Source organism: Priestia sp. SB1 (assembly GCF_038898415.1).
Genome location: NZ_JBBJSS010000001.1, coordinates 926867 through 947917 on the forward strand (window position 1 = coordinate 926867; position 21051 = coordinate 947917).

A 21051-nucleotide genomic window follows, 5' to 3' on the forward strand; every position below is an offset into this window, starting at 1 on the left:
ATACAAAAAAAGGCCTTTCGGCCTTTTTTTATGCGTATTGAATAAGCGTATATTTTTTCTTGCCTCGACGAATTACTGTAAATTGACCTTCAATACGGTCTTCTGCTCCTACTGTTTTTTGCAAATCTTGCTCACGCTCACCGTTTAAGTAAATCGCACCGTTTGAAATATCTTCACGCGCTTGACGTTTAGAAGGAGAGATTTTACTTTCTACAAGTAAATCGATTAAACCAATATCTTCACCTGTATGCGTGTAAGAAGGAACATCCTTGAATCCTTGCTTAATTTCTTCTGCTGTTAACTCTGAAATACTTCCGTTAAATAAAGCTTGCGAAATACGAATGGCTTGCTCAAGAGCTTCTTCACCGTGTACAAGCGTAGTCATCGCCGCTGCTAGTGCTTTTTGTGCTTCGCGTTTTTCAGGCGCTTCTTTTGCAGATGCTGCTAATTCATTAATTTCTTCATGTGATAAGAATGTAAAGTATTTTAAATATTTTATAACATCACGATCATCTGTATTAATCCAGAACTGGTAGAATTCATACGGACTTGTTTTTTCAGCGTCTAACCAAATTGCTCCGCCTTCTGTTTTACCGAACTTCGTGCCGTCTGCTTTTGTTACAAGCGGAACTGTTAATCCAAATGCTTTTGCATCTTCTTCTGATTTACGAATTAATTCTAAGCCGGCTGTAATATTTCCCCATTGGTCGCTGCCACCAATTTGAAGCTTACAGTTATACGTTTGGTATAAGTTCAAGAAATCATATGATTGTAAAATCATGTAGCTGAATTCCGTAAATGAGATGCCTGATTCGATACGAGATTGAACAGAATCCTTTGCCATCATGTAGTTAATACCAAAGTTTTTACCGATATCTCGTAGGAATGTAATAACATCTAACGTGCCAATCCAGTCATAGTTATTCGCAATAACCGCTGCATTTTCACCTTCTTCAAAATCTAAGAAGCGTGAAAGCTGACCTTTAATACGCTCACTAAACATAGCAACCGTTTCTTTTTCATTTAACGTACGCTCTGCTTTTTTACCGCTTGGATCTCCAATAAGACCCGTACCTCCACCAACTAATGCAATCGGTTGGTGTCCAGCTTGTTGAAAGCGACGCAAAATTAAAACAGGAAGCATGTGGCCGATGTGAAGGCTGTCGGCTGTTGGATCGAATCCACAGTACAAACGAACAGACTCTTTACTCAAAAGTTCATTTAAACCTTTTTCATCCGTTTGTTGATTAATGAGCCCTCGAAACTCAAGATCTTGTAAAATATCCATGTTATATTCTCTCCTTTATCTAATTGCTCGTTACAATTTGTTGAACAACATAAAAAACGCCCCTTCTTAAAAAAGAAGGGACGAAAATATCGCGGTACCACCCTATTTGGAAATAAATTATTTCCCACTTAAATGATGTAACGGTCTACCCGTCTTTTGCTACTGTAAGTTCACAAAAGATGCTCAAGGACGTATTTCATATTTGTCTATGTACTGATTTTCAGCAACCATCAGCTCTCTTAAACAGGGAGACAAGTATTACTTCTTCCTATCACTGCAGTTTATTTTATTTAAAAGTTTACACCCCACAATTATGAATGATTTCATTTTAAAATTCAAGTCCAAAAAAAAGTTCAAACAGCTGGCTGTTTGAACTTTATAAAAATCACTTATTTTCCATACAAAGATTGAAACGTTTACTCCTTAGTCTTCCATCGTCGACAAATCGCCCGTTGGCAAATCTAATTCCCACGCTTTTAAAACGCGACGCATAATTTTACCGCTTCGTGTTTTAGGTAGCTTATCTTTAAACTCGATTTCACGTGGAGCTGCATGAGCAGCTAACCCTTTTTTCACAAATTGACGAATATCTTCAATCAGTTCATCTGAAGATTCATACCCATCTCTAAGTGCGATAAACGCTTTAATAATTTCCCCACGCACAGGATCAGGCTTACCAATGACACCCGCTTCTGCTACAGCAGGGTGTTCAACAAGCTTACTTTCTACTTCAAATGGACCAACTCGTTCTCCTGCGGTCATAATAACGTCATCAATTCGGCCTTGGAACCAAAAATAACCGTCTTCATCCATATACGCGGAATCACCTGATACGTACCAGTCGCCTGGCATAAAGTATGACTCATACTTTTCCTTGTTGTTCCAAATTGCATGCATCATAGATGGCCAGCCTTTTTTAATTGCTAAGTTACCCATTCGATAAGGTGGAAGCTCTTGTCCTTGATCGTCAACGATTGCTGCTTGTACACCCGGAATAGGTTTTCCCATAGATCCTGGTTTAATTTTCATAGACGGGTAATTACAAATCGTCTGACCTCCAGTTTCAGTCATCCACCACGTGTCATGAATACGTTTTTGGAAAACCTTCATTCCCCAGCGTACCACTTCAGGATTTAATGGTTCTCCCACGCTTAATACATGTCTGAGGCTGCTTAAATCATAGCGTTTAACTAAGTCATCTCCAGCACCCATTAGCATACGAAATGCTGTAGGCGCACTGTACCAAACCGTTACGCCAAAATCTTCAAGTGCTTGATACCATGCATCTGGACTAAAGCGTCCTCCTACAATCACATTTGTTGCTCCAGCAAGCCAAGGACCAAAAATTCCGTAGGAAGTTCCCGTTACCCAACCCGGATCTGCTGTACACCAATACACATCGTCATCTTTTAAGTCGAGCACCCACTTAGCAGTTTGATAATGCTGAAGCATTGCATTATGAACGTGAAGCACCCCTTTTGGTTTTCCAGTTGAACCTGATGTATAATGAAGCAGCATACCATCTGTTCTATCTACCCACTCAATCTCCACCTCTTTATTCGCCGCTTCTAATCGCTTCAGAAAATCTAGTTGAATGCCTTCTTCTGCTACATTTTCCCCTACAAGGAGAATGTGTTTTAAAGCTGGCAAATCCTTCACCGGAACGCGGCTCAGCAGTTCAGGCGTTGTAATTAACACTTTTGCATCACTGTCTTGCAAACGATCTTTTACTGCACCTTCCATGAATGCTTCAAACAAAGGCCCAACAATAGCGCCAAGCTTCACCGCGCCTAACAATGCAAAATAAAGTTCCGGAGAGCGAGGCATAAAGATAAACACACGATCTCCCTTCTCTACGTCTGCTTGTTTTAGCACGTTTGCGGCTTTGTTTGACCATTCTTTCATTTCTTTGAATGTATATTTTTCATTGCGCTGCGCATCTCGATAATAAAGCGCAACTTTATTTTTACGCGTAGAGTTTGCGTGCTTATCAATTGCTTCATAAGCTGCATTTAATTTACCTGTTTCATGCCATGAAAATTCCTTCTCCACTTGTGACCAGTCAAAGGTTTGATACGTTTTATCGTAGTCCTGTAAGTTGTATACCCCTTCAATTACAGGAAGCGCTTCCACCTTCATCACAAACTCCCCCTTATGTATAAAATTTACAAACCTATTATATAACAAAAATAGACTTTTCACAATTTTATAAAAATTATTTGTCGGAATTGGGATAATAGTCTCCCTTGTTATATGACAACCTTTGTTATATAAGTGTCGAATTAACAAGAATCTCTTTTAATTTCCTATTCTATGTTTTTGAAAAAACTCCTTTTCTTTTATTTAATTTTTTGAAAACGCTTTAATGTAGAGTTTTTTTTGTATTATAATACAGATAAGACTGCTTGAAGGTGGTGATTCATGTGAAACATTCCCAAACATACAATATGAAAGAACTAAAAACAGCGGTTGGAGCAATTGTTATTGAAGGACCTGTCTCCTCACAAACCTTGCAACAACTTGATTTTCATGAGCAACTAACGGCCTTTCGTCCACCTGAACAGCAAAAAGAAGCATTGATCGAGATTGCCAACTTGCCTGAAGGTAGAATCATTATTGCTCGTCATCATCATACAATCATTGGTTATGTCACCTTTTTATATCCCGATCCTCTAGAACGATGGTCGGAAGGAAATATGGAGAATTTAATCGAATTAGGAGCTATAGAGGTAGCTGCCCCGTTTCGCAGCTACGCTGTTGGCAAAAACTTGCTTATCGTATCTATGATGGATGATGCAATGGAAGATTATATTGTCATTACGACAGAATACTACTGGCATTGGGATTTAAAAGGAACAGGGCTAAATGTGTGGGATTACCGCAAAATTATGGAGAAAATGATGAATAAAGGCGGACTGACGTGGTTTGCCACAGATGATCCGGAGATTAGCTCCCACCCTGCTAATTGTTTGATGGTAAGAATCGGGAGCAGAGTCCCTCAAGAAAGCATACAAGAATTTGATAGCCTGCGCTTTCGAAATCGCTTTATGTATTGAGCTGACCTTTAAGAAAAGGAGCTGTGTCTGATGATTGTTGAAGAGATGATGAAAACCGATCTCGTTACCTTAACCCCCGACCATACGATTGCTGAAGCTATGAAACTTTTAGATACACATAAGATTAGACATATTCCTATCGTTAATGACCTTCATCACGTAGTTGGCATCATTTCTGATCGAGACGTAAGAGATGCAAGTCCATCTATTTTAGATAATACTTATACATCTGCTCTTCTATCCGAACCCGTGCGGATGATTATGAAAACAGAAGTCATTACAGCTCACCCTCTTGATTTTGTTGAAGAAATTGCAAGCATTTTTTATGAACACCAAATCGGTTGTATTCCCGTCACAAAAAACAAGCGGTTAGTAGGAGTTGTTACCGAAAGAGATCTACTACATACGTTTATTCAACTTACCGGCACTAATAAGCCAGGTTCACAAATTGAAATAAAAGTAGAAAATAAGGCTGGCGTGCTCGCTGAAGTTACATCCCTCTTTGGTTCAAAGAGAACAAACATCTTAAGCGTACTTGTCTACCCTGATGTAGATGAACGATATAAAATCCTTGTGCTTCGCATTCAAGCTATTAATCCATTGATTAGTATAAATACATTAAAAGAAAACGGCTATGAGGTGCTATGGCCTAAATTACCGGAGATGACGTAATGACTAGTAATGCTGTATTTATTTATTCAGATGATATTCTTTCGTACAAATTCAGCAATAATCATCCGTTTAACCAGCTTCGTGTTCAACTAACATATGAACTGTTACGGGAATTTGGCGCTTTAGGCAATCAAGATATTGTATTACCGCGGATGGCATCTGATGAAGAACTTCAGCTTGTCCATGATACTAGCTATATTCAAGCGGTAAAATTAGCAGGAAGCGGCGAGCTTTCTGTTGAAAAAGCAGCAGATTTTGGTCTTGGAACAGAAGATACACCTATGTTTCCCAACATGCATGAAGCCAGTGCGTTTTTAGTTGGGGGTACACTTACGGCTGTAGATTATGTGATGACTGGAAAAGCTAAGCATGCTCTAAATTTAGGAGGAGGATTGCACCACGGCTTTCGAGGAAAAGCTTCCGGCTTCTGTATTTATAACGATAGCGCGGTAGCCATCAAATATATGCAGCAAAAGTACAACGCGCGCGTCCTCTATGTCGATACAGATGCTCACCATGGTGACGGCGTGCAATGGACATTTTATGACGATCCTTCCGTTTGTACTCTTTCCATTCATGAAACGGGACGCTACTTGTTTCCAGGCACGGGAAACGTTAACGAACGCGGGCACAGTGAAGGCTATGGTTATTCATTTAATGTGCCTGTTGATGCTTATACGGAAGATGAGTCTTGGCTCGACGTTTATAAGACCTCTTTAAAAGAAGTAGCTGCTTTTTTTAAACCAGATGTTATCTTGACACAAAATGGAGCCGATTCTCATTATTACGATCCGCTCACTCATTTATGCGGCACCACGAAAATATACCGTGAGATTCCTAAAATTGCTCATGAAATTGCCCATGAATACTGTCAGGGAAGATGGATTGCGGTTGGCGGAGGAGGTTATGATATTTGGCGGGTTGTTCCTCGGGCTTGGTCATTCATTTGGCTTGAAATGATTGAACGAAAGGCAGAAGGCATGCTTCCTCTATCATGGCTTGAAAAATGGACAAAAGTATCGCCTCACCCCATTTGCACGCAGTGGGATGATGAACCTAATATCTATCAGCCAATTCCAAGAAAACCAGAAATAACAGAAAAAAACGCTCAAACTCTTGAGCGCGCTCTTTATCCTATTCGTTCTCATACATCTCATTCTTAAAAAAAGGCTATACAAACGTATGGCCTTTTTCACTGTGCTTCGGGATCTGAAATAATAATTTCGACGCGTCTATTTTTTTGTAAATTGTCATTAGACGTGTTCGGAACAAGCGGCTTTGTATCTCCGTATCCAAGTGCTTCAAAGCGGTTAGCAGAAAGAGAAAAGTGGTTCGTTAAATAACGTATGACGCCGCTGGCACGCGCTGCCGATAGTTCCCAATTAGATGGATAACGATAGGTGTGAATAGGTCGATTATCGGTATGACCTTCTACTTTAATATCGTTTGGAATAGTACTGAATAACCTTCCTAATTCATCCAGGAAAGGGGTACCTTTCTTCAAAATGTCTGCCTGTCCTGTTTCAAACAGCACCTGTTCTTGTAAAATAAGCACAACTCCGCGTTCATCTCGCTTAGCAGTAATAACATTCTGAAGCTTATTTTCCTTCAGGTAATTTTGCACTTTCGCTAAAATGTTATCCAGCTTTTGAGACTGCTGGCTCTTTTCTACAGAAGCTAATGAGCCACCGCTTGTAAGCGAATTGACAACGGTCTGAAACTTTTGATTATCAACGCTAGACATTGAAAATAGTAAAATAAAAAAAACTAATATTAACGTCACCAAATCAGCAAATGTTACCATCCATTTTGGTGACTGTGCCGAATACCTTTTTCTTCTACGCTTCACGAACGTGTTCTCTCTTTTCTTCCAGCTTTCGTTTTTCAACAGGGGCAAATACTTTTAGCTTTGCTTGCACAAAGCGAGAATTTTGCCCCGCCTGCAAGCCGATGACACCTTCAATAATCACTTCTTTAACAAAAAGCTCATGCTCCGTTTTACCAGCTAATTTAGCTGCGATTGGCTGAAAAAACAAGTTTGAAAGCAGCGCCCCGTAGAAAGTCGTTAAAAGAGCAATTGCCATGTTAGGCCCAAGCGATGAAGGGGTATTAAGGCTTTTAAGCATTAGCACTAGCCCAACGAGCGTCCCAATCATTCCCCAAGCGGGGGCATAATCGCCTGCTTTTTCAAACATACTTCGACCTCTCGCATGTCTTTCTTCTACTGCAGCTATTTCAGCTTCAAGCAGCTCTCGAATCATTTCTGGTTCTACTCCATCAATGGCTAGCAAAATACCTTTTTTCACAAATGAATCATCGATTTGTTCAAGCTCTGCTTCTAACGATAGAAGCCCTTCTCGACGCGCTTTTTCCGATAAATGTACAAATGTTCCTACAATTTCTTCTACGTTTATTTCTTTCGATTGAAACGCTTGTTTCCCTACTCTTCCCATATTTTTTAATTGTTTTAACGGAAAGCTCACGCACAGCGTACCAAAAACGCCTCCCAGTACAATTAAAATCGATGGCACATCAATAAAAGCTAAAAAACCGCTCATTCCTCCACTTGAAATAACCCCAAACACAACCATAGAGATACCAATTAGTATCCCTATAGGTGTGAGCATATCAATTTTTTTCATATTCTATCTCCCCGTGTCTGAACTTTGGATTCGTTCTTATTCATTCACAGGTATTATTTTGTTGATTGTCTGAACTCGATGCGGTGAGGAAGCTGTACAATGCTGCTGTCTACCGTTTCTTTGTTCATGTATTTCGTTAAGAGACGCATCGCTACTGCACCAATATCATACATTGGCTGTACAACAGATGTTAACTGAGGACGAACCATTGTTGAAAGTCTTGTGTTATCAAAACCGATAACTTCTAGATCGTTTGGTACATTCAACCCGCGATCTTGTGCCCCGTGAATAACGCCTAATGCCATTTCATCCGTTCCAACGAAAATAGCAGTTGGCTTTTCATCTTCTTCTAATAGTTTTTCAACTGCTTCAATACCTGAATCGTACGTGTAGTCTCCTTCTACAATATAAGAATCGCGTACAGGCAATCCGCTTTCAGTAAGAGCACGCTTGTACCCTTTTACTTTTTTCGCATGATTGATCGGTTCTTCTAGCGTGCCTGAAACGAATGCAATATTTTTATGACCGCTGTCAATTAGTGATTGCACTGCATCAAAAGCTGCTTGTTCATAATCAATAGTTACAGATGGGATTTGGTTAGTTGATTCGATTGATGCTGCAAGTACAACTGGAACCGGTGATTTTTTTAACTCTTCTACGTGTTCTTCCGTTACATTCCCACTCATGAAGATGATTCCGTCTACTTGTTTACCAAGCATGTTATTTAAAAGATGAAGTTCTTTATCTTGATTTTGGTCGGAGTTACTTAAGATGATATTATACTTGTACATTGTTGCAATATCTTCGATTCCACGCGCTAACTCTGCATAGAAAATATTTGAAATATCAGGAATGATAACTCCTACTGTCGTTGTTTTTTTACTGGCTAATCCACGCGCTACTGCGTTCGGACGATAGCCTAGTCTTTCAATTGTTTCTAATACTTTTTTTCTAGTTGATGGTTTTACATTTGGATTTCCGTTTACCACACGAGAAACCGTTGCCATCGACACGCTTGCTTCCCTTGCTACATCATAAATTGTTACGTTCACAACAAACACTCCTTATCGAAAAACATTTCGTTTATTTTATCCTTATTTCATTTCTTGTATTTACGTATATAAATCCATCTTCCTTTATAGAATGGCTATTTCTAGCTCCTTCACTCTTACATACAGCTTAGATACCCTGTATGCATCTAAATCATTCCTGTTATGCCCTTATTATTACGTGTGCAAAGACAATTTTACCAGTTTATATGTAACAATGTAAAAGACGGTGTATAGTAAGTAAATAAAAAAAGTGAATCGCGAATTTATATCATATGCACTCACAGAATGATAGCGAATATCTGTAACTACTATACGATACTATGTGCTTCACCGCAACGTATTTACCGCCTTTTTCCGACAAGTTTCACGAGAATTTCATAAATTCTTGTTTTTTGGATTTGCACTTATTCTTTCCTATTTTGACAAAAGTTATCGACTGTTTTCAAAATACGTGATAATTTCGCTTATCTTTATTATAACGAAAGGCAAACAAGCTTGAAACCATTAAGTGCCTCAAACTTGTCATAAAAGTATACGAATTTTTCTTTTTTACGTTTTTTTATAAATTTAAGTTACATATAGGTTTTAGCTGCTTCATAAATTCTGTAAATTGCGGAATATCCATTTGCTGAGCTGAGTCAGAAAGTGCTACCGCCGGATCTGGATGAACTTCTGCCATAATTCCATCCGCACCAATGGCAAGAGCCGCTTTAGCCGTTGGAACAAGCAAATCTCGTCTTCCTGTTGAATGCGTGACGTCGACTAAAACAGGTAAATGAGTTTCTTGTTTTAAAATGGGAACGGCTGAAATATCCAGCGTATTTCGCGTTGCTCGCTCATACGTACGAATTCCTCGTTCACACAAAATCAGCTGATCATTTCCTTTTGATACAATGTATTCAGCAGCATTAATAAACTCATCAATCGTAGCGGCTAAGCCCCGCTTTAATAAGACAGGCTTCTTCACCGCACCCGCTTCTTTTAACAGCTCAAAATTTTGCATATTACGAGCACCAATTTGAATCACATCTACGTATTCTACAGCTGTTTCAATATCAGCGGGGTCGACAATTTCACTAATAACGGCTAAATCATATTCGTCAGCTACTCTTTTTAAAATTTGCAGTCCTTCTAAGCCAAGGCCTTGAAAATCATAAGGAGATGTTCTTGGCTTGTAGGCTCCGCCTCTAAGCATCCCCACACCCTGCTGCTTTACGGCTTTTGCTACGGCTGCTACTTGCTCATAGCTTTCAACGGAACAAGGTCCTGCTACAAAACGCTGAAGTCCGTCACCAATTGTTTCTCCTTTTACCGTAACGATTGTATTTTCCGGCTTCTTTTTACGGGATACAAGAAGTGCTTTACGGTGATCATCTTCTTGAAGCTCTAAATGAGCTTTGAAAATCTCTTTGAAAATATGTTGAAGCGTAGATGTTTGAAACGGTCCTTCATTCTTGCTTAAAATCGCATCAAGCATTGCTCGTTCACGAACAGGGTCAAACCGTTTGGTTGACTGCATTCCTTTTAATTTTCCTATTTCTTGAACAAGCTCGCCTCGCTCATTAATAAGCTTTAACAGTTTCATATTTACTTCGTCAATTTGAGATCGCAAATGCTGAAGATCTGAATTCGTCATGTACGTCCACCCTTTCACTGATTTTAAAAAATCCGTTTAGCAGGGTTACTACACAAGATGATAGGTGATGGAGGATATATGTAAGGGGCTTCTCTGCTTTTATGTGCTAAACTACATCTATTGTACGAAAAAGTGGATGAAACCGCAATCAGCTTACAAAAAAAACCGAACGATTAATCGTTCGGATCTTCCTTCACCTAAACTGCTTTTGTACCAGCCTCTTTCAATTAATGAGCTACATTTTTCGCTAATTCTTCTTCGTTAATGTTCCAGTGAGAAGCGTGCCACTTCACTTTTCCATCTTCAAACAGAAGCGCTTGAGGTGATTCATGCTTCACTTCATACGTTTCAGCAATATAGTTGGATACGTCTCGTGAATCTTGCACATGAAGATAATAAGAAGGAATGTCTTCATGACTAGAAGCAAACGCTGAAAATGCCTCATGACCAGCTGCACTAATTGGACACGTCGTGCTGTGCTTTAAAAATAAAAAGCGATGGTTTTCCTTAATAACTTGTTCGAACTCTTCAACTGTTGAAATCTTTTTCATTTTTTTCACCCTTTCTGTACTTACTCTTAAGTTTACATGGTTTGACCGTTTCCATACAAAAAGAGTGCTCAGCTTTATGTATAATGCTAATGAATTTATTTATAAGGTGAAGTTATTTTCAGCATAGAAAGAAAAGAACTTGTTAAATTAAAATCCCTCTCATGAAACTAACATTTACTTGCCGTTCAACCTAAATTACATACAAAAAAAGCGTTCACCCTATAGGTTAAACGCTTTTGATTCTTTATTATGGTCGTGGCACTGTGCTTTCCACTTCATCTAATGCTTTTTGAGCTTCTGTTAGCTTCTGTTGAACGTCTTCGTTGCTTTGAGACTCCACTTCATCAGCAAGCACTTCTAAGCTCGTTGGAGGTAATGCTTCGTGTTCAGGATCTACTTTACGGAAGTTTTTCACTTTGTCCACTACTTGTGAAGATTGCTCAGATAATGTTTGTGATAAACCAGCCGTTTTTTCTTTAGCCGTTTGAGCAAACCCTTGTCCTTTTTCAACAGCACTGTTTTTCGCTTGCTCTGTTTTTAAACGAACGTAAGCTGCCTGCTCATTTAAATCCGAACGGAACTCTTTACCTGATTTTGGAGCAAGTAATAATGCCGTTGCAGCTCCTACAACTCCTCCAATCACTGTTCCTACTAAAAAGCCTTTATTTGAAGTGTTGTTTGGTTTATTTGGTTTGTTTGACATATGCGTCTCCTCCTTTAAAGTTCATCCTTATGAAAATGAGCGTGAGCGTTGAACCGCTTTTTCTTTTACTTCAACAGGTACAGGCTCCGCGTCAATTTTTTTCTGTTTTCTTAATTTTATACGTTCCCATACGTCTAATGCAACATTGCTCCATTGAACGACTTGAGCAACAGTTTCTTTATTTTCTTCTACTTTCTCTGAAACGCTTGATGATACGCTTTTAATCGACTTATTTAGGTCTTGGATTGAGTCACCTACGCCTTTAACAGAATCCACGACTGTGTTCAGCGCTTCGGATTTACGCTGAATATCTTCAGCTAACAGATTAGTCTTATGTAAAAGTGCAGTTGTTTCAGCTGTGATTCCTGTCATTTGCTTTTCTACACCGTCTAAAGTACCTGCCACTGAATTTAATGTGTGCTGAACGGATTTCAATGTTTTTGACACGGAAACCACCAGGTAAAAAATCGCAATGGCAACAATAGCAGCGCTTAAATAAAGAATAATAACCATCTGTGCAAGGCACCTCCTATTTTCATCTCTCTTGTTATAACTACTTTCCCAATTTTATAAACAATTAAACCTTCTATTCCCTATAGACTCTTTAACTTTACCATATTCTCTCTGCATTTATTCATAAAAAGGGAAGATTGCTACATTATTTCGCGATATATGAGTTATTTCCCTTCCTAAAGAAAAAAAGGATTTTAAAGCATAAAAACAAACAAAATAAGCTCAGTGGGGTACAATAGAAAGTGAATCATCAATCATTGTTATTTTAAGGAGGCACTATTTATGAAAGACCCTAGAATTGCAACATTAGCTAAAAATTTAATTAATTATTCTGTTCGCCTTCAAAAAGGAGAAAAAGTATTAATCGAAAACTTTGGACTTCAGCGCGAGCTTGTGACAACACTTGTAGATGAAGCGTACAAGGCCGGTGGCTACCCGTTTGTACTGCTAAAAGATCATTCGGTAGACCGAGCTCTTTTAAACGGTGCACAAGAAGAGCAGTACAATATGATGGCAGACTTCGAAGCAAATGTGATGAAAGAAATGGATGCTTATATTGGCTTACGTTCTGGTTCAAACATTTTTGAACAATCAGATGTTCCGGCAGATAAAATGAAAATCCAAGGGAATACGATCGGTAAAAAAGTACATAGAGAAATTCGCGTTCCAAAAACAAAATGGGTCGTTCTTCGCTACCCAAACGATTCAATGGCGCAGCTTGCTAAAATGAGTACAGAAGCATTTGAAGATTTTTATTTCGATGTATGCAACTTAGACTATGGCAAAATGAGCAAAGCGATGGATGCTTTAGTTGAGCTCATGAACCGTACGGACAAAGTGCGTTTAACGGGTGAGAATACAGACTTAACGTTCTCTATTAAAGATATTCCTGCAGTGAAGTGTGCCGGAGAAATGAATATTCCGGACGGTGAAGTATACACGGCTCCTGTACGTGATTCTGTAAACGGAACAATTTCTTACAACACTCCTTCTAACTATCAAGGCTTTACGTTTGAGAATGTATCCTTAACATTTAAAAACGGTAAAATTGTTGAAGCAACCGCTAATGATACAGAACGCATCAACGGCATTTTTGATACAGATGAAGGCGCTCGTTTTGTTGGCGAATTTGCGATTGGCGTAAATCCGTATATTCAACATCCAATGCAAGACATTTTATTTGATGAAAAAATTGACGGAAGCTTCCACTTCACTCCTGGCGAGTGCTACGAAGATGCGTATAACGGAAACAAGTCAAATATTCACTGGGATATGGTGATGATTCAGCGCCCAGAATACGGCGGCGGTGAGATTTATTTCGATGACGTGTTGATTCGTAAAGACGGGCTATTTGTCATTGAAGAATTAAAAGCGTTAAACCCTGAAAATTTAAAATGAGTTTTGAAATAAAAAAAAGGCACTCAGGAGAGTGCCTTTTTTTTATGATACGGTTTGCTGATATAGTTTTTCAAACTTTTGAATGTCTCCAGCACCCATAAATACTAATACAGCTTCATTATGGTCTTTTAACGATTCAATTGTTTCTTCATTAATTAATTCAGCTCCGCTGATTTTGCTTCGTAGATCTTCAATTGATAATTTACCTTGATGCTCACGGGCTGATCCAAAAATGTCACATAGATATACTTTATCAGCGTGCTGTAAGCTTGCTGCAAAGTCCTCTAAGAACGTTTGTGTACGCGTAAACGTATGCGGTTGGAAAACAGCCACAACTTCACGGTTTGGATACTTTTGACGAGCAGCTGAAATCGTTGCATTAATTTCCGTTGGATGGTGTGCATAATCATCGATTAGCACTTGTTTGCCAACGTTCTTTTCGCTGAAACGACGCTTTACACCTTGATATGTTTTAAAACGCTCTTGCAGCACAGCAACGTCAATTTCTTCATAATGACAAAGTGCAATAACGGAAAGTGCATTTAAGATGTTATGGTCGCCATACCCTGGAATCTCAAATGATGCGTGGAATGTATTTCGAACGAACACGTCAAATGTTGTGCCTGTTGTGCTTTTTACGATATTACGTGCTTGGAAATCATTTTCTTCGCCTAATCCGTAATAAAGAACAGGTACCTTCGCTTGAATTTGCTGAAGATGTTCATCGTCACCACAGGCAATAATTCCTTTTTTGACTTGAAGTGCCATCTCTTGGAACGCGCTAAATACATCATCGATATTGGCAAAATAATCAGGGTGATCAAAATCAATATTCGTCATAATTGCATAGTCTGGCGTATAAGATAAGAAGTGGCGGCGATACTCACATGCCTCAAACGCAAAATACTTGCTGTCTTTTACACCTTTACCCGTACCGTCTCCAATTAAATATGAAGTAGGTTCAGCTCCTTGAATCACATGCGCTAACATACCCGTTGTGGATGTTTTTCCGTGTGCTCCTGTTACGGCTACACTCGTATACTGTTTCATAAAGTCACCTAAGAAACGGTGATAGCGTACAAGCTTGACTCCTTCTTTTGAAGCTGCTTCTGCAATTTCTTCATGCGTATCAGGAAAAGCATTTCCTGCAATTACAGTCATGCCGTCTTTAATATTATTTTTATCAAATGGTAAAACAGGAATTCCCTGCTGTTCTAGTGCTTTTTGCGTAAAAATTTCTTTTTCAATATCCGATCCTTGAACTTGAAAGCCCATATCGTTTAGGATTTGCGCAAGCGCACTCATTCCTGTTCCTTTAATACCTACAAAATGGTAAACTGTCATATAAAGAACCTCCAACATTCGTCTATCTGTAAGACAGTATATGACGGTTATCTAGAATTGCTCTTACAAACGTATATAAATGTCGTTTGATTGCTGATTTCACGATAACATTCGTACATTATATCACTTCTTATAACATAACTCCATGACTCCATTTCTACTCTCTTCCATTGCGAAACGGCCTTTTATTTTGGCTTCATCACATAGTATATAGCCTGTTGTTTTAAAAACGATCGCCATGTCATTGCATTTTTTTTGTCATTATATTGGGTTACTAACTGTTCAATGCGTTGTTTATGTCCTAAAAAGAAAGAGTCAATTAACACGTCATATCCGATTGATTTTATTTTTCGAATCCAAATTACTTGTTGTTCCTCTAAATTTGCAAATCTTCCTCTTACATCTTTGATGATAACCTGCTCATTTGTCAATGGGGTATATCCTTTTAAGAAAAACGAATTAGGTACTTTAGACACAATAATTGGCTCTAGTACACTCGTCAAAAAAAAGGCTCCTTGAATTAAAAACGACTCTGTTTTCTGCTTCGCCTGATCAGCTAAAAACAGCTGCAGCAGGGTTTTCCCCTGAATGGTTACATATTCAAATGCAAACCACTGAAAAAATAATTGTTCATGGGAATCAGATAGAGCCGCCTCATGAGGCAAGTTTACTAACTCTTTAAATAGATGTGAAGCCCGCACTTTTTCTCGTATATTCGTATAGCGGTTCACAAAAAAGAAATATTGATTGTAAAAGTCGCAAATAGCATTATCAGACTGAAGCTGCTTTTGTTCACGAATTTCATTAAAGTTAATCAGTTCATGATTTTCTTCTGTCATTACTCTTCACTCGTACTCTAATTATTTTGGTTTGTCCTCTTTAAACGCCTTCAGCTCATATGTTTCAGCTGGTGAGAAATGATAGCAAACTATCACATGCTAAAAAAGCAAAACACACATTATCCTTACATATAGTAAATCATTTTACTAGTTCTGACAAACCTTTTCCTTTTTTTCCTGATGGATTTCTTCCAAAATCCCTACTCAAATTCTGTATAAACGAACTTAAAGGAGGAAAAAAAGAGGCGGCGGATACAGTGACAGAGCGTTAGCTCACATAAAGCTGTATCCTGCTGATTTTGCATAGCCTCTTTTTTTAACCTACATGCAGAAAAACAGCTTAAAATGTAGAAGTGGCTGTTTGACTTTCCATTTCCTGAAGCTCGTTTTCGGTAATGAGTACATCTCTTGGCTTGCTTCCTCTTGCTTCTGAAATAATTCCTTGCTGCTCCATCATATCAATTAGGCGCGCTGCGCGATTGTACCCCATTCTGAAGCGTCTTTGCAGACTGGAAGTAGATGCACCGCCTTGGTCTAGCACAAACTCGCATGCTTCATAGAAAAGCTCATCTTCTTCATTTGAAGCAAAGCTTTGCTGCTTTTTCAACAAATCTTCTTGATCAAATAAGTATGTTGGCTTCATTTGCTTTTTGACATGATCTACAACGCGATCAATTTCTTCATCTGAAACAAAGTTCCCTTGAATTCGAACGCTTTTAGAAGATCCGTTTTCAAGAAGCAGCATATCACCTTTACCTAATAGCTTCTCTGCTCCTCCTGTGTCGATAATTGTACGTGAATCAACTTGCGAAGAAACAGAAAATGCGATACGCGTTGGCACATTTGCTTTAATTAAGCCTGTAATAACATCTACGGAAGGACGCTGCGTTGCAAGCAATAAGTGAATGCCACACGCTCTTGCCTTTTGTGCAATACGGCAAATAGCTTCCTCTACTTCCCCTGGAGATACCATCATCAAGTCGGCAAGTTCATCAATAATAATAACTAGATACGGCAGCTCCCCGCTTTTTTCATTATGTTCTTTTACACGTTCGTTGTATTTTGTAATATCACGTACGCCCGCATGTGCAAACAGTTCGTAACGGCGCTCCATTTCCTCTACTGCCCACTTTAAAGCTGTAGTAGCTGCTTTCGCATCCGTGATAACCGGGCTGACTAAATGCGGAATGCCGTTGTAAGGAGCTAGCTCAACCATTTTAGGGTCAATTAACATAAGCTTGACTTCGTGTGGCGCAGCTTTATAAAGCAAGCTGACGATAATGGTATTAATACACACACTTTTACCAGACCCCGTCGCTCCAGCAATTAAACCGTGAGGCATTTTGTTCAAGTCAGTCACAACCGGCGTTCCTGAAATATCTAACCCTAACGCCACCGTTAAAGGAGAGTTATCTTTTCTAAAAGAAGGATGCCTCAAAATTTCGCGAATTAACACCGGCTTACTTTGACGATTTGGCACTTCAATTCCAATCGTATTTTTCCCTGGAATTGGCGCTTCAATTCGAATATCACGCGCGGCTAGGCTCAGTTTAATATCATCTGTTAAATTCGTAATTTTGTTCACTTTCACACCGGGTTCAGGATGTACTTCAAATCTGGTTACGGTAGGACCTTGCGTGACGTTTACGACCTTAGCTCGAACGTTAAAGTTTTTTAATGTCATATCCAAAAGCTCACGCTGCTCATCCGCCCATTGATTATCTTCTTCAATAGCAGCTGGAGGAATGTTAAGCAAGTTCATTCCAGGAAATGTATAAGGAGAAGAAGCTTTTACATTTACAGGTTCTTCAGATTTTAATGAAGCCTGCGGAACCGCTTCTTCGGTTTTTTCACCGTGAACTTCTTCTTGCCTACTTACTTCCGTTTTTTTTTGCAGAGCTTCTGCCTTCGGCGTTTGGTATGAACCTTGGGACGGCTGACTTTTTTCTCGAGCGCTGTTATCCATCTTTGTGCGGTCTTTTTTCAGCATCATCACGTTAAAAGGCACTAATCGCTTACCGCGAGCTCGTTCAGCATTCCCTGGCTGTTCTGCAGGTACAAGAGGTTCTACAGCTGACTCTTGCTGTACTTGTCCTTGTAACTCTTGACTTTCTTGCATCCTGCTCTCTTCCTCTTTTATCACTGAATTTTCAAGCTCTCGGTGCACAACAGCGGATACCGCTTCTGGTTGCCATTCATCAGCTGCGGGTTGCGATGGATGTAAACTTTCAGAATTCAGCTCATGTTCTGTTTCAACATGAACACTGTTTGTTGGCTCTTCTAGAATGACGTGACTTTCTTTTTCAGCGGCTGGAACTTCTTCTCTCTTTCTAGGCTTTAGTGCTTCTACTTCTTCTGCTTGTAAAAACGCTGGGCTTTCTTCCATCAACGTTTCTGCTTCTGCCTCTTCAGCTTCATTTCCGATCTCTTGTTGGAAAGAAACGGATGATTCAAACGGAGGCGTTTCCTTTGAAATTGGAGCCTCTTCAGCTACTGCTGTTTCTTCCGCCAAATCCCAGTCGGTAGCTTTCTCTTTTGCCACTAACGGTTCGACCGCATGTGATTCTTCAAAAGTTGGAACCTCTTCCTGTTCTTTTACGGCTACTGAAGAACTTGGCTTTTCTTCAGGAAATGATATCTTCTCTTTTTGATTTTCCTCATATTGCTTCCACTGAGCAAAACGCTGAGAAGACAGTTGCATCATTTCTTCCGTTTCTTGAATCTGTGCTTCTTCCGCTATAGGCTTAGAAACTGGTTTTCTTAACGGCTCTACAACAGACGTATTCATCGCTCGTCGGTAAATTTCATCTTCAAACGCTGCTTTTGATAACTGTGTACTCGGAAGCTCATATTCTACTACTTCCTCACTTCCGTTTTGTACAACATTAGAAGGCCGCTTATTAAACCCATAAACAGGTGAAGGGATTTCAGTCGGACGGAACGGACGTTTTCTTACTTGCGGAATCGCTTCTTTCTTTTCAGATACCGCTTTTAACGGCTGAGATACTGACTTAGGCTGCGTTAGCGCCGACTTGCGAACAGGCTCTTGATAAAACGGAGCCGGTGCCTTTTTTGCTACAGGCCTTGGTTCATTTTTAGGAGCTGCTGCCTTTTTTGCTTCTCCCGTATCATCAATTAAAGGGAAACGAAACGTTCCTTTTGGGTATTGATAAGCTACTTTTGTATGAACATCTTGCTGCTCTTCACTGTAATTCCGCTTTTGCGTTCTGGCCGAGTGTGGAACAGAAGGTTTTGGCGCTGCTTTCATCACTGGCTTTTGATGAACTGACTGCATTTGTTTAGGCTTAGTAGCCTTCTTTTTAGGAATTGTTTTTTCTCTATTTAAAGGGTATTCTTCCGTTGTATTTCCATGTTCGTCTACAACGATTTCTTTCACTTCGTATCCTAGTAAATAATCCATTACTTTTCGTACAAAACCCATTTTTATCACTCTTTCTATCAGACTATCTTACTTCGTTTAGCCTCTTATATCGCAGTGCTGCGACATCTACAAAAAGCTATCCATGCATCCTTTATTTACCTTTGGCCTCAAAGTATTCTCTGAGATGGATATATATACTATCTTTTCATTTATCATTCTATCACGTATGCTTGAACTCTTACTATAAAATCTACTATTTTGCTTCCCTTATTTATACAGTAAAATTCCTCTTTGCAAAAATATTTTTTCATGTTTAATTAGCACTCATAATTAAACGCGAAAAAAGCCACTAGTCTATACTAGTGGCTTTTAATTTTATCAAACCTTTTTAAGAATTGACAATTGCTTTTCAGCAACTGTAACGCTTTGAAATATACGTGTAAAAAAACATCCTGCTTTTGCCCTATAAATTAGTATCACACTCTGTTTTTATGCTTGAAAAGGCTGACCTACTTCATATTTGTCTTCAAGTACTAAAATCCCTTTTTCTTGAGGAGCGTTCGGAAGCGCCAGCTCTTTAGCAGAGCAAATCATGCCTGAAGAAGGTACACCGCGCAGCTCTGCATCTTTAATGATCATACCGCTTGGCATAACCGCTCCTACTTTTGCTACGACGACTTTTTGACCTGCGTCTACATTTGGTGCTCCACATACAATTTGAAGTGTTTCTGTGCCAACATCTACTTTACAGATGTTTAGCTTATCTGCATTTGGATGCTTTTCTTTTTCTTGAACATATCCAACTACAAACTTAGAAGATAAATCCACTTCAAGTTTACCTTCAAAACCGCTTTCGCTAAGTACACGATTTACTTCTTCCACCATTTCTTCTGTTAATTCAAGAGAACCATTTCCCTCTACTTTTAACTTAGAAGAAGCATGAAAGATGTTATAGCCAGCCGTTGTATTTGATTTTTGATCAAAGATACGCACAACGTCGCTTTTTGTTTCAAACGTGCGATTTTCAATTGCAATATCTTCTAGCTTGACGATTAACGTATCGCCGATACCTTCTTTATTATAAAAAAGATTCATAATTAGTCCCGTCCTTTACTGCGATTTTTTCCTAGAATAAAAATAGGTTCTAGCTCACCGTTTTCGTATAAAAATGAAAGAGCTGTGATGGGTACACGTCCACTTGCAAAAAAGCTCATGGTCATTTGCGCAAGAATATCATAACCCGTTTCGTTTTGGATATCAGCTAGAATCAGCACATCTTGATGAGGTACTGCTACAGCCATTGTGCCCGAAACACTAGAAGCAAAATCTTGCAAAAATGCCTCGTTAAGAATTCGGCTTGCATCGTATCCATCGTTCTGATTTACAAAATAAAAGTCATTGCCTGCTACCGTATCTTTTTTATGTGAAATCGGCAAAGAGCGAAGATTAAATTTAGCCATTTCCCGCACTGCGGATAGATCTAAATTTTCCTTACGAATTAGTTTCTCATCTAATAGACGATATGTATTGCCTAAATCAAGCGCATAATAAATGCGTGTTTCAGCTGTATGTTCATCATAAATCAACGGCACGTCTTCATTCGATTTATCCGGAAAAGACGTTGAGCGAATAACTGGATAAATGCGCTTTTCTTTTCCCGTTACCTGCTGTTCATCGTTCATAACACGAAGAGCTTCTTTTATATAATATACCATTTCATCTAGAGCCGCTTCCTTTTTTTCTTCCCATTTTGCAATTAACCCAGGTAAAGAAATGGTTACACCTTTTTTCGTTTCCTTATGTTCAACGCGAAGCGTATCTTTTTCACGGTCAAATAAAAATGACCAATCCGCACCCGTTAATCGCTCTTCAAGTAGCTTTCTCATCTTTTGACTATTCATTTTCGCCATATTTACGCCTCCTTTTCTCATTTTTATGTATGAAGACTGATAGCAATTTATCGCTATCAGTCTTC

Annotated in this window: 19 protein-coding genes and 1 other annotated feature; of the genes, 5 read left to right on the forward strand and 14 right to left on the reverse strand. The window is 39.1% G+C overall.

The window, feature by feature from the left end:
- Positions 1-28: 28 nt before the first annotated feature.
- Positions 29-1288 (reverse strand): tyrosine--tRNA ligase, encoded by a 1260-nt coding sequence (tyrS, locus tag WKH56_RS04770; RefSeq protein ID WP_028411808.1) that lies wholly within the window; start codon positions 1286-1288, stop codon positions 29-31.
- A 73-nt stretch (positions 1289-1361) separates the two neighbouring features.
- Positions 1362-1572 (reverse strand) — a binding site (T-box leader).
- Between the two features lie 139 nt (positions 1573-1711).
- A complete protein-coding gene (acsA, locus tag WKH56_RS04775; protein ID WP_028411809.1) occupies positions 1712-3427 on the reverse strand; it encodes an acetate--CoA ligase in 1716 nt (571 codons plus the stop codon).
- 284 nt (positions 3428-3711) lie between these two features.
- Between acsA and WKH56_RS04780 the strand changes: the two genes are divergently transcribed.
- From WKH56_RS04780 to WKH56_RS04790, 3 genes are read left to right on the forward strand one after another with little or no spacing between them, the layout of a single operon-like run.
- Positions 3712-4344, forward strand: a complete 633-nt coding sequence (locus WKH56_RS04780) for a hypothetical protein (RefSeq protein ID WP_028411810.1) — start codon at positions 3712-3714, stop codon at positions 4342-4344.
- A gap of 30 nt (positions 4345-4374) precedes the next feature.
- A complete protein-coding gene (locus WKH56_RS04785; RefSeq protein WP_028411811.1) occupies positions 4375-5016 on the forward strand; it encodes an acetoin utilization AcuB family protein in 642 nt (213 codons plus the stop codon).
- Positions 5016-6179 carry an acetoin utilization protein AcuC gene (locus WKH56_RS04790; RefSeq protein ID WP_028411812.1) on the forward strand — a complete coding sequence of 388 codons (1164 nt, stop codon included), beginning with the start codon at positions 5016-5018 and terminating at the stop codon, positions 6177-6179. The genes WKH56_RS04785 and WKH56_RS04790 overlap by 1 nt, the downstream gene beginning before the upstream one ends.
- 29 nt (positions 6180-6208) lie before the next feature.
- Here the strand turns inward: WKH56_RS04790 and motS are convergent, their stop codons facing one another.
- The 7 genes from motS to WKH56_RS04825 form a co-directional block, all read right to left on the reverse strand.
- Positions 6209-6865: a flagellar motor protein MotS gene (gene motS, locus WKH56_RS04795; protein WP_028411813.1), complete on the reverse strand. Its 657-nt coding sequence runs from the start codon at positions 6863-6865 to the stop codon at positions 6209-6211.
- The gene (gene motP, locus WKH56_RS04800) at positions 6855-7658 is read right to left on the reverse strand and encodes a flagellar motor protein MotP (RefSeq protein ID WP_014458004.1); all 804 of its coding nucleotides are present in this window, start codon (positions 7656-7658) and stop codon (positions 6855-6857) included. Before motP ends, motS begins: the two co-directional genes overlap by 11 nt.
- Positions 7659-7711: 53 nt before the next feature.
- Positions 7712-8710: a catabolite control protein A gene (ccpA, locus tag WKH56_RS04805; RefSeq protein WP_013059493.1), complete on the reverse strand. Its 999-nt coding sequence runs from the start codon at positions 8708-8710 to the stop codon at positions 7712-7714.
- Between the two features lie 559 nt (positions 8711-9269).
- Complete coding sequence (locus WKH56_RS04810) at positions 9270-10346, reverse strand: bifunctional 3-deoxy-7-phosphoheptulonate synthase/chorismate mutase (RefSeq protein ID WP_028411815.1); 1077 nt, start codon at positions 10344-10346, stop codon at positions 9270-9272.
- A 227-nt stretch (positions 10347-10573) separates the two neighbouring features.
- The gene (gene ytxJ, locus WKH56_RS04815; RefSeq protein WP_028411816.1) at positions 10574-10897 is read right to left on the reverse strand and encodes a bacillithiol system redox-active protein YtxJ; all 324 of its coding nucleotides are present in this window, start codon (positions 10895-10897) and stop codon (positions 10574-10576) included.
- A gap of 247 nt (positions 10898-11144) precedes the next feature.
- Positions 11145-11600, reverse strand: coding sequence for a YtxH domain-containing protein (locus tag WKH56_RS04820; protein WP_013059496.1), 456 nt, complete (start codon positions 11598-11600; stop codon positions 11145-11147).
- Between the two features lie 27 nt (positions 11601-11627).
- Positions 11628-12113 (reverse strand): DUF948 domain-containing protein, encoded by a 486-nt coding sequence (locus tag WKH56_RS04825; RefSeq protein WP_028411817.1) that lies wholly within the window; start codon positions 12111-12113, stop codon positions 11628-11630.
- A 282-nt stretch (positions 12114-12395) separates the two neighbouring features.
- Between WKH56_RS04825 and WKH56_RS04830 the strand changes: the two genes are divergently transcribed.
- Positions 12396-13511, forward strand: a complete 1116-nt coding sequence (locus tag WKH56_RS04830; protein WP_310884118.1) for an aminopeptidase — start codon at positions 12396-12398, stop codon at positions 13509-13511.
- Between the two features lie 42 nt (positions 13512-13553).
- Here the strand turns inward: WKH56_RS04830 and murC are convergent, their stop codons facing one another.
- Positions 13554-14855 carry a UDP-N-acetylmuramate--L-alanine ligase gene (gene murC, locus WKH56_RS04835; RefSeq protein WP_013059499.1) on the reverse strand — a complete coding sequence of 434 codons (1302 nt, stop codon included), beginning with the start codon at positions 14853-14855 and terminating at the stop codon, positions 13554-13556.
- Positions 14856-15040: 185 nt separating this feature from the next.
- Entirely contained in the window at positions 15041-15694 is a 654-nt protein-coding gene (locus WKH56_RS04840) for a hypothetical protein (protein ID WP_028411819.1), read from the reverse strand.
- A 59-nt stretch (positions 15695-15753) separates the two neighbouring features.
- Here WKH56_RS04840 and WKH56_RS04845 point away from each other — a divergent pair, with 59 nt between their 5' ends.
- Positions 15754-15966 (forward strand): hypothetical protein, encoded by a 213-nt coding sequence (locus tag WKH56_RS04845; RefSeq protein ID WP_155404578.1) that lies wholly within the window; start codon positions 15754-15756, stop codon positions 15964-15966.
- A 68-nt stretch (positions 15967-16034) separates the two neighbouring features.
- Here WKH56_RS04845 and WKH56_RS04850 read toward each other — a convergent pair whose 3' ends face one another.
- From WKH56_RS04850 to WKH56_RS04860, 3 genes are all read right to left on the reverse strand, one after another.
- A complete protein-coding gene (locus WKH56_RS04850) occupies positions 16035-19136 on the reverse strand; it encodes a DNA translocase FtsK (protein WP_310884119.1) in 3102 nt (1033 codons plus the stop codon).
- Between the two features lie 429 nt (positions 19137-19565).
- On the reverse strand, positions 19566-20171 hold the full coding sequence (ytpR, locus tag WKH56_RS04855; RefSeq protein ID WP_310884120.1) for a YtpR family tRNA-binding protein: 606 nt from the start codon (positions 20169-20171) through the stop codon (positions 19566-19568).
- Between the two features lie 2 nt (positions 20172-20173).
- Positions 20174-20986 carry a DUF1444 domain-containing protein gene (locus WKH56_RS04860; RefSeq protein ID WP_080754456.1) on the reverse strand — a complete coding sequence of 271 codons (813 nt, stop codon included), beginning with the start codon at positions 20984-20986 and terminating at the stop codon, positions 20174-20176.
- Between the last annotated feature and the right edge of the window lie 65 nt (positions 20987-21051).

Excerpts from the sequence above, each read along its gene's own strand:
- tyrS (WP_028411808.1), bottom strand. The coding sequence starts at position 1,288 with ATGGATATTTTACAAGATCTTGAGTTTCGAGGGCTCATTAATCAACAA.
- acsA (WP_028411809.1), bottom strand. The coding sequence starts at position 3,427 with ATGAAGGTGGAAGCGCTTCCTGTAATTGAAGGGGTATACAACTTACAG.
- WKH56_RS04785 (WP_028411811.1), top strand. The coding sequence starts at position 4,375 with ATGATTGTTGAAGAGATGATGAAAACCGATCTCGTTACCTTAACCCCC.
- WKH56_RS04790 (WP_028411812.1), top strand. The coding sequence starts at position 5,016 with ATGACTAGTAATGCTGTATTTATTTATTCAGATGATATTCTTTCGTAC.
- motP (WP_014458004.1), bottom strand. The coding sequence starts at position 7,658 with ATGAAAAAAATTGATATGCTCACACCTATAGGGATACTAATTGGTATC.
- WKH56_RS04810 (WP_028411815.1), bottom strand. The coding sequence starts at position 10,346 with ATGACGAATTCAGATCTTCAGCATTTGCGATCTCAAATTGACGAAGTA.
- ytxJ (WP_028411816.1), bottom strand. The coding sequence starts at position 10,897 with ATGAAAAAGATTTCAACAGTTGAAGAGTTCGAACAAGTTATTAAGGAA.
- WKH56_RS04820 (WP_013059496.1), bottom strand. The coding sequence starts at position 11,600 with ATGTCAAACAAACCAAATAAACCAAACAACACTTCAAATAAAGGCTTT.
- WKH56_RS04825 (WP_028411817.1), bottom strand. The coding sequence starts at position 12,113 with ATGGTTATTATTCTTTATTTAAGCGCTGCTATTGTTGCCATTGCGATT.
- WKH56_RS04830 (WP_310884118.1), top strand. The coding sequence starts at position 12,396 with ATGAAAGACCCTAGAATTGCAACATTAGCTAAAAATTTAATTAATTAT.
- murC (WP_013059499.1), bottom strand. The coding sequence starts at position 14,855 with ATGACAGTTTACCATTTTGTAGGTATTAAAGGAACAGGAATGAGTGCG.
- WKH56_RS04840 (WP_028411819.1), bottom strand. The coding sequence starts at position 15,694 with ATGACAGAAGAAAATCATGAACTGATTAACTTTAATGAAATTCGTGAA.
- WKH56_RS04845 (WP_155404578.1), top strand. The coding sequence starts at position 15,754 with ATGTTTCAGCTGGTGAGAAATGATAGCAAACTATCACATGCTAAAAAA.
- WKH56_RS04850 (WP_310884119.1), bottom strand. The coding sequence starts at position 19,136 with ATGGGTTTTGTACGAAAAGTAATGGATTATTTACTAGGATACGAAGTG.
- ytpR (WP_310884120.1), bottom strand. The coding sequence starts at position 20,171 with ATGAATCTTTTTTATAATAAAGAAGGTATCGGCGATACGTTAATCGTC.
- WKH56_RS04860 (WP_080754456.1), bottom strand. The coding sequence starts at position 20,986 with ATGGCGAAAATGAATAGTCAAAAGATGAGAAAGCTACTTGAAGAGCGA.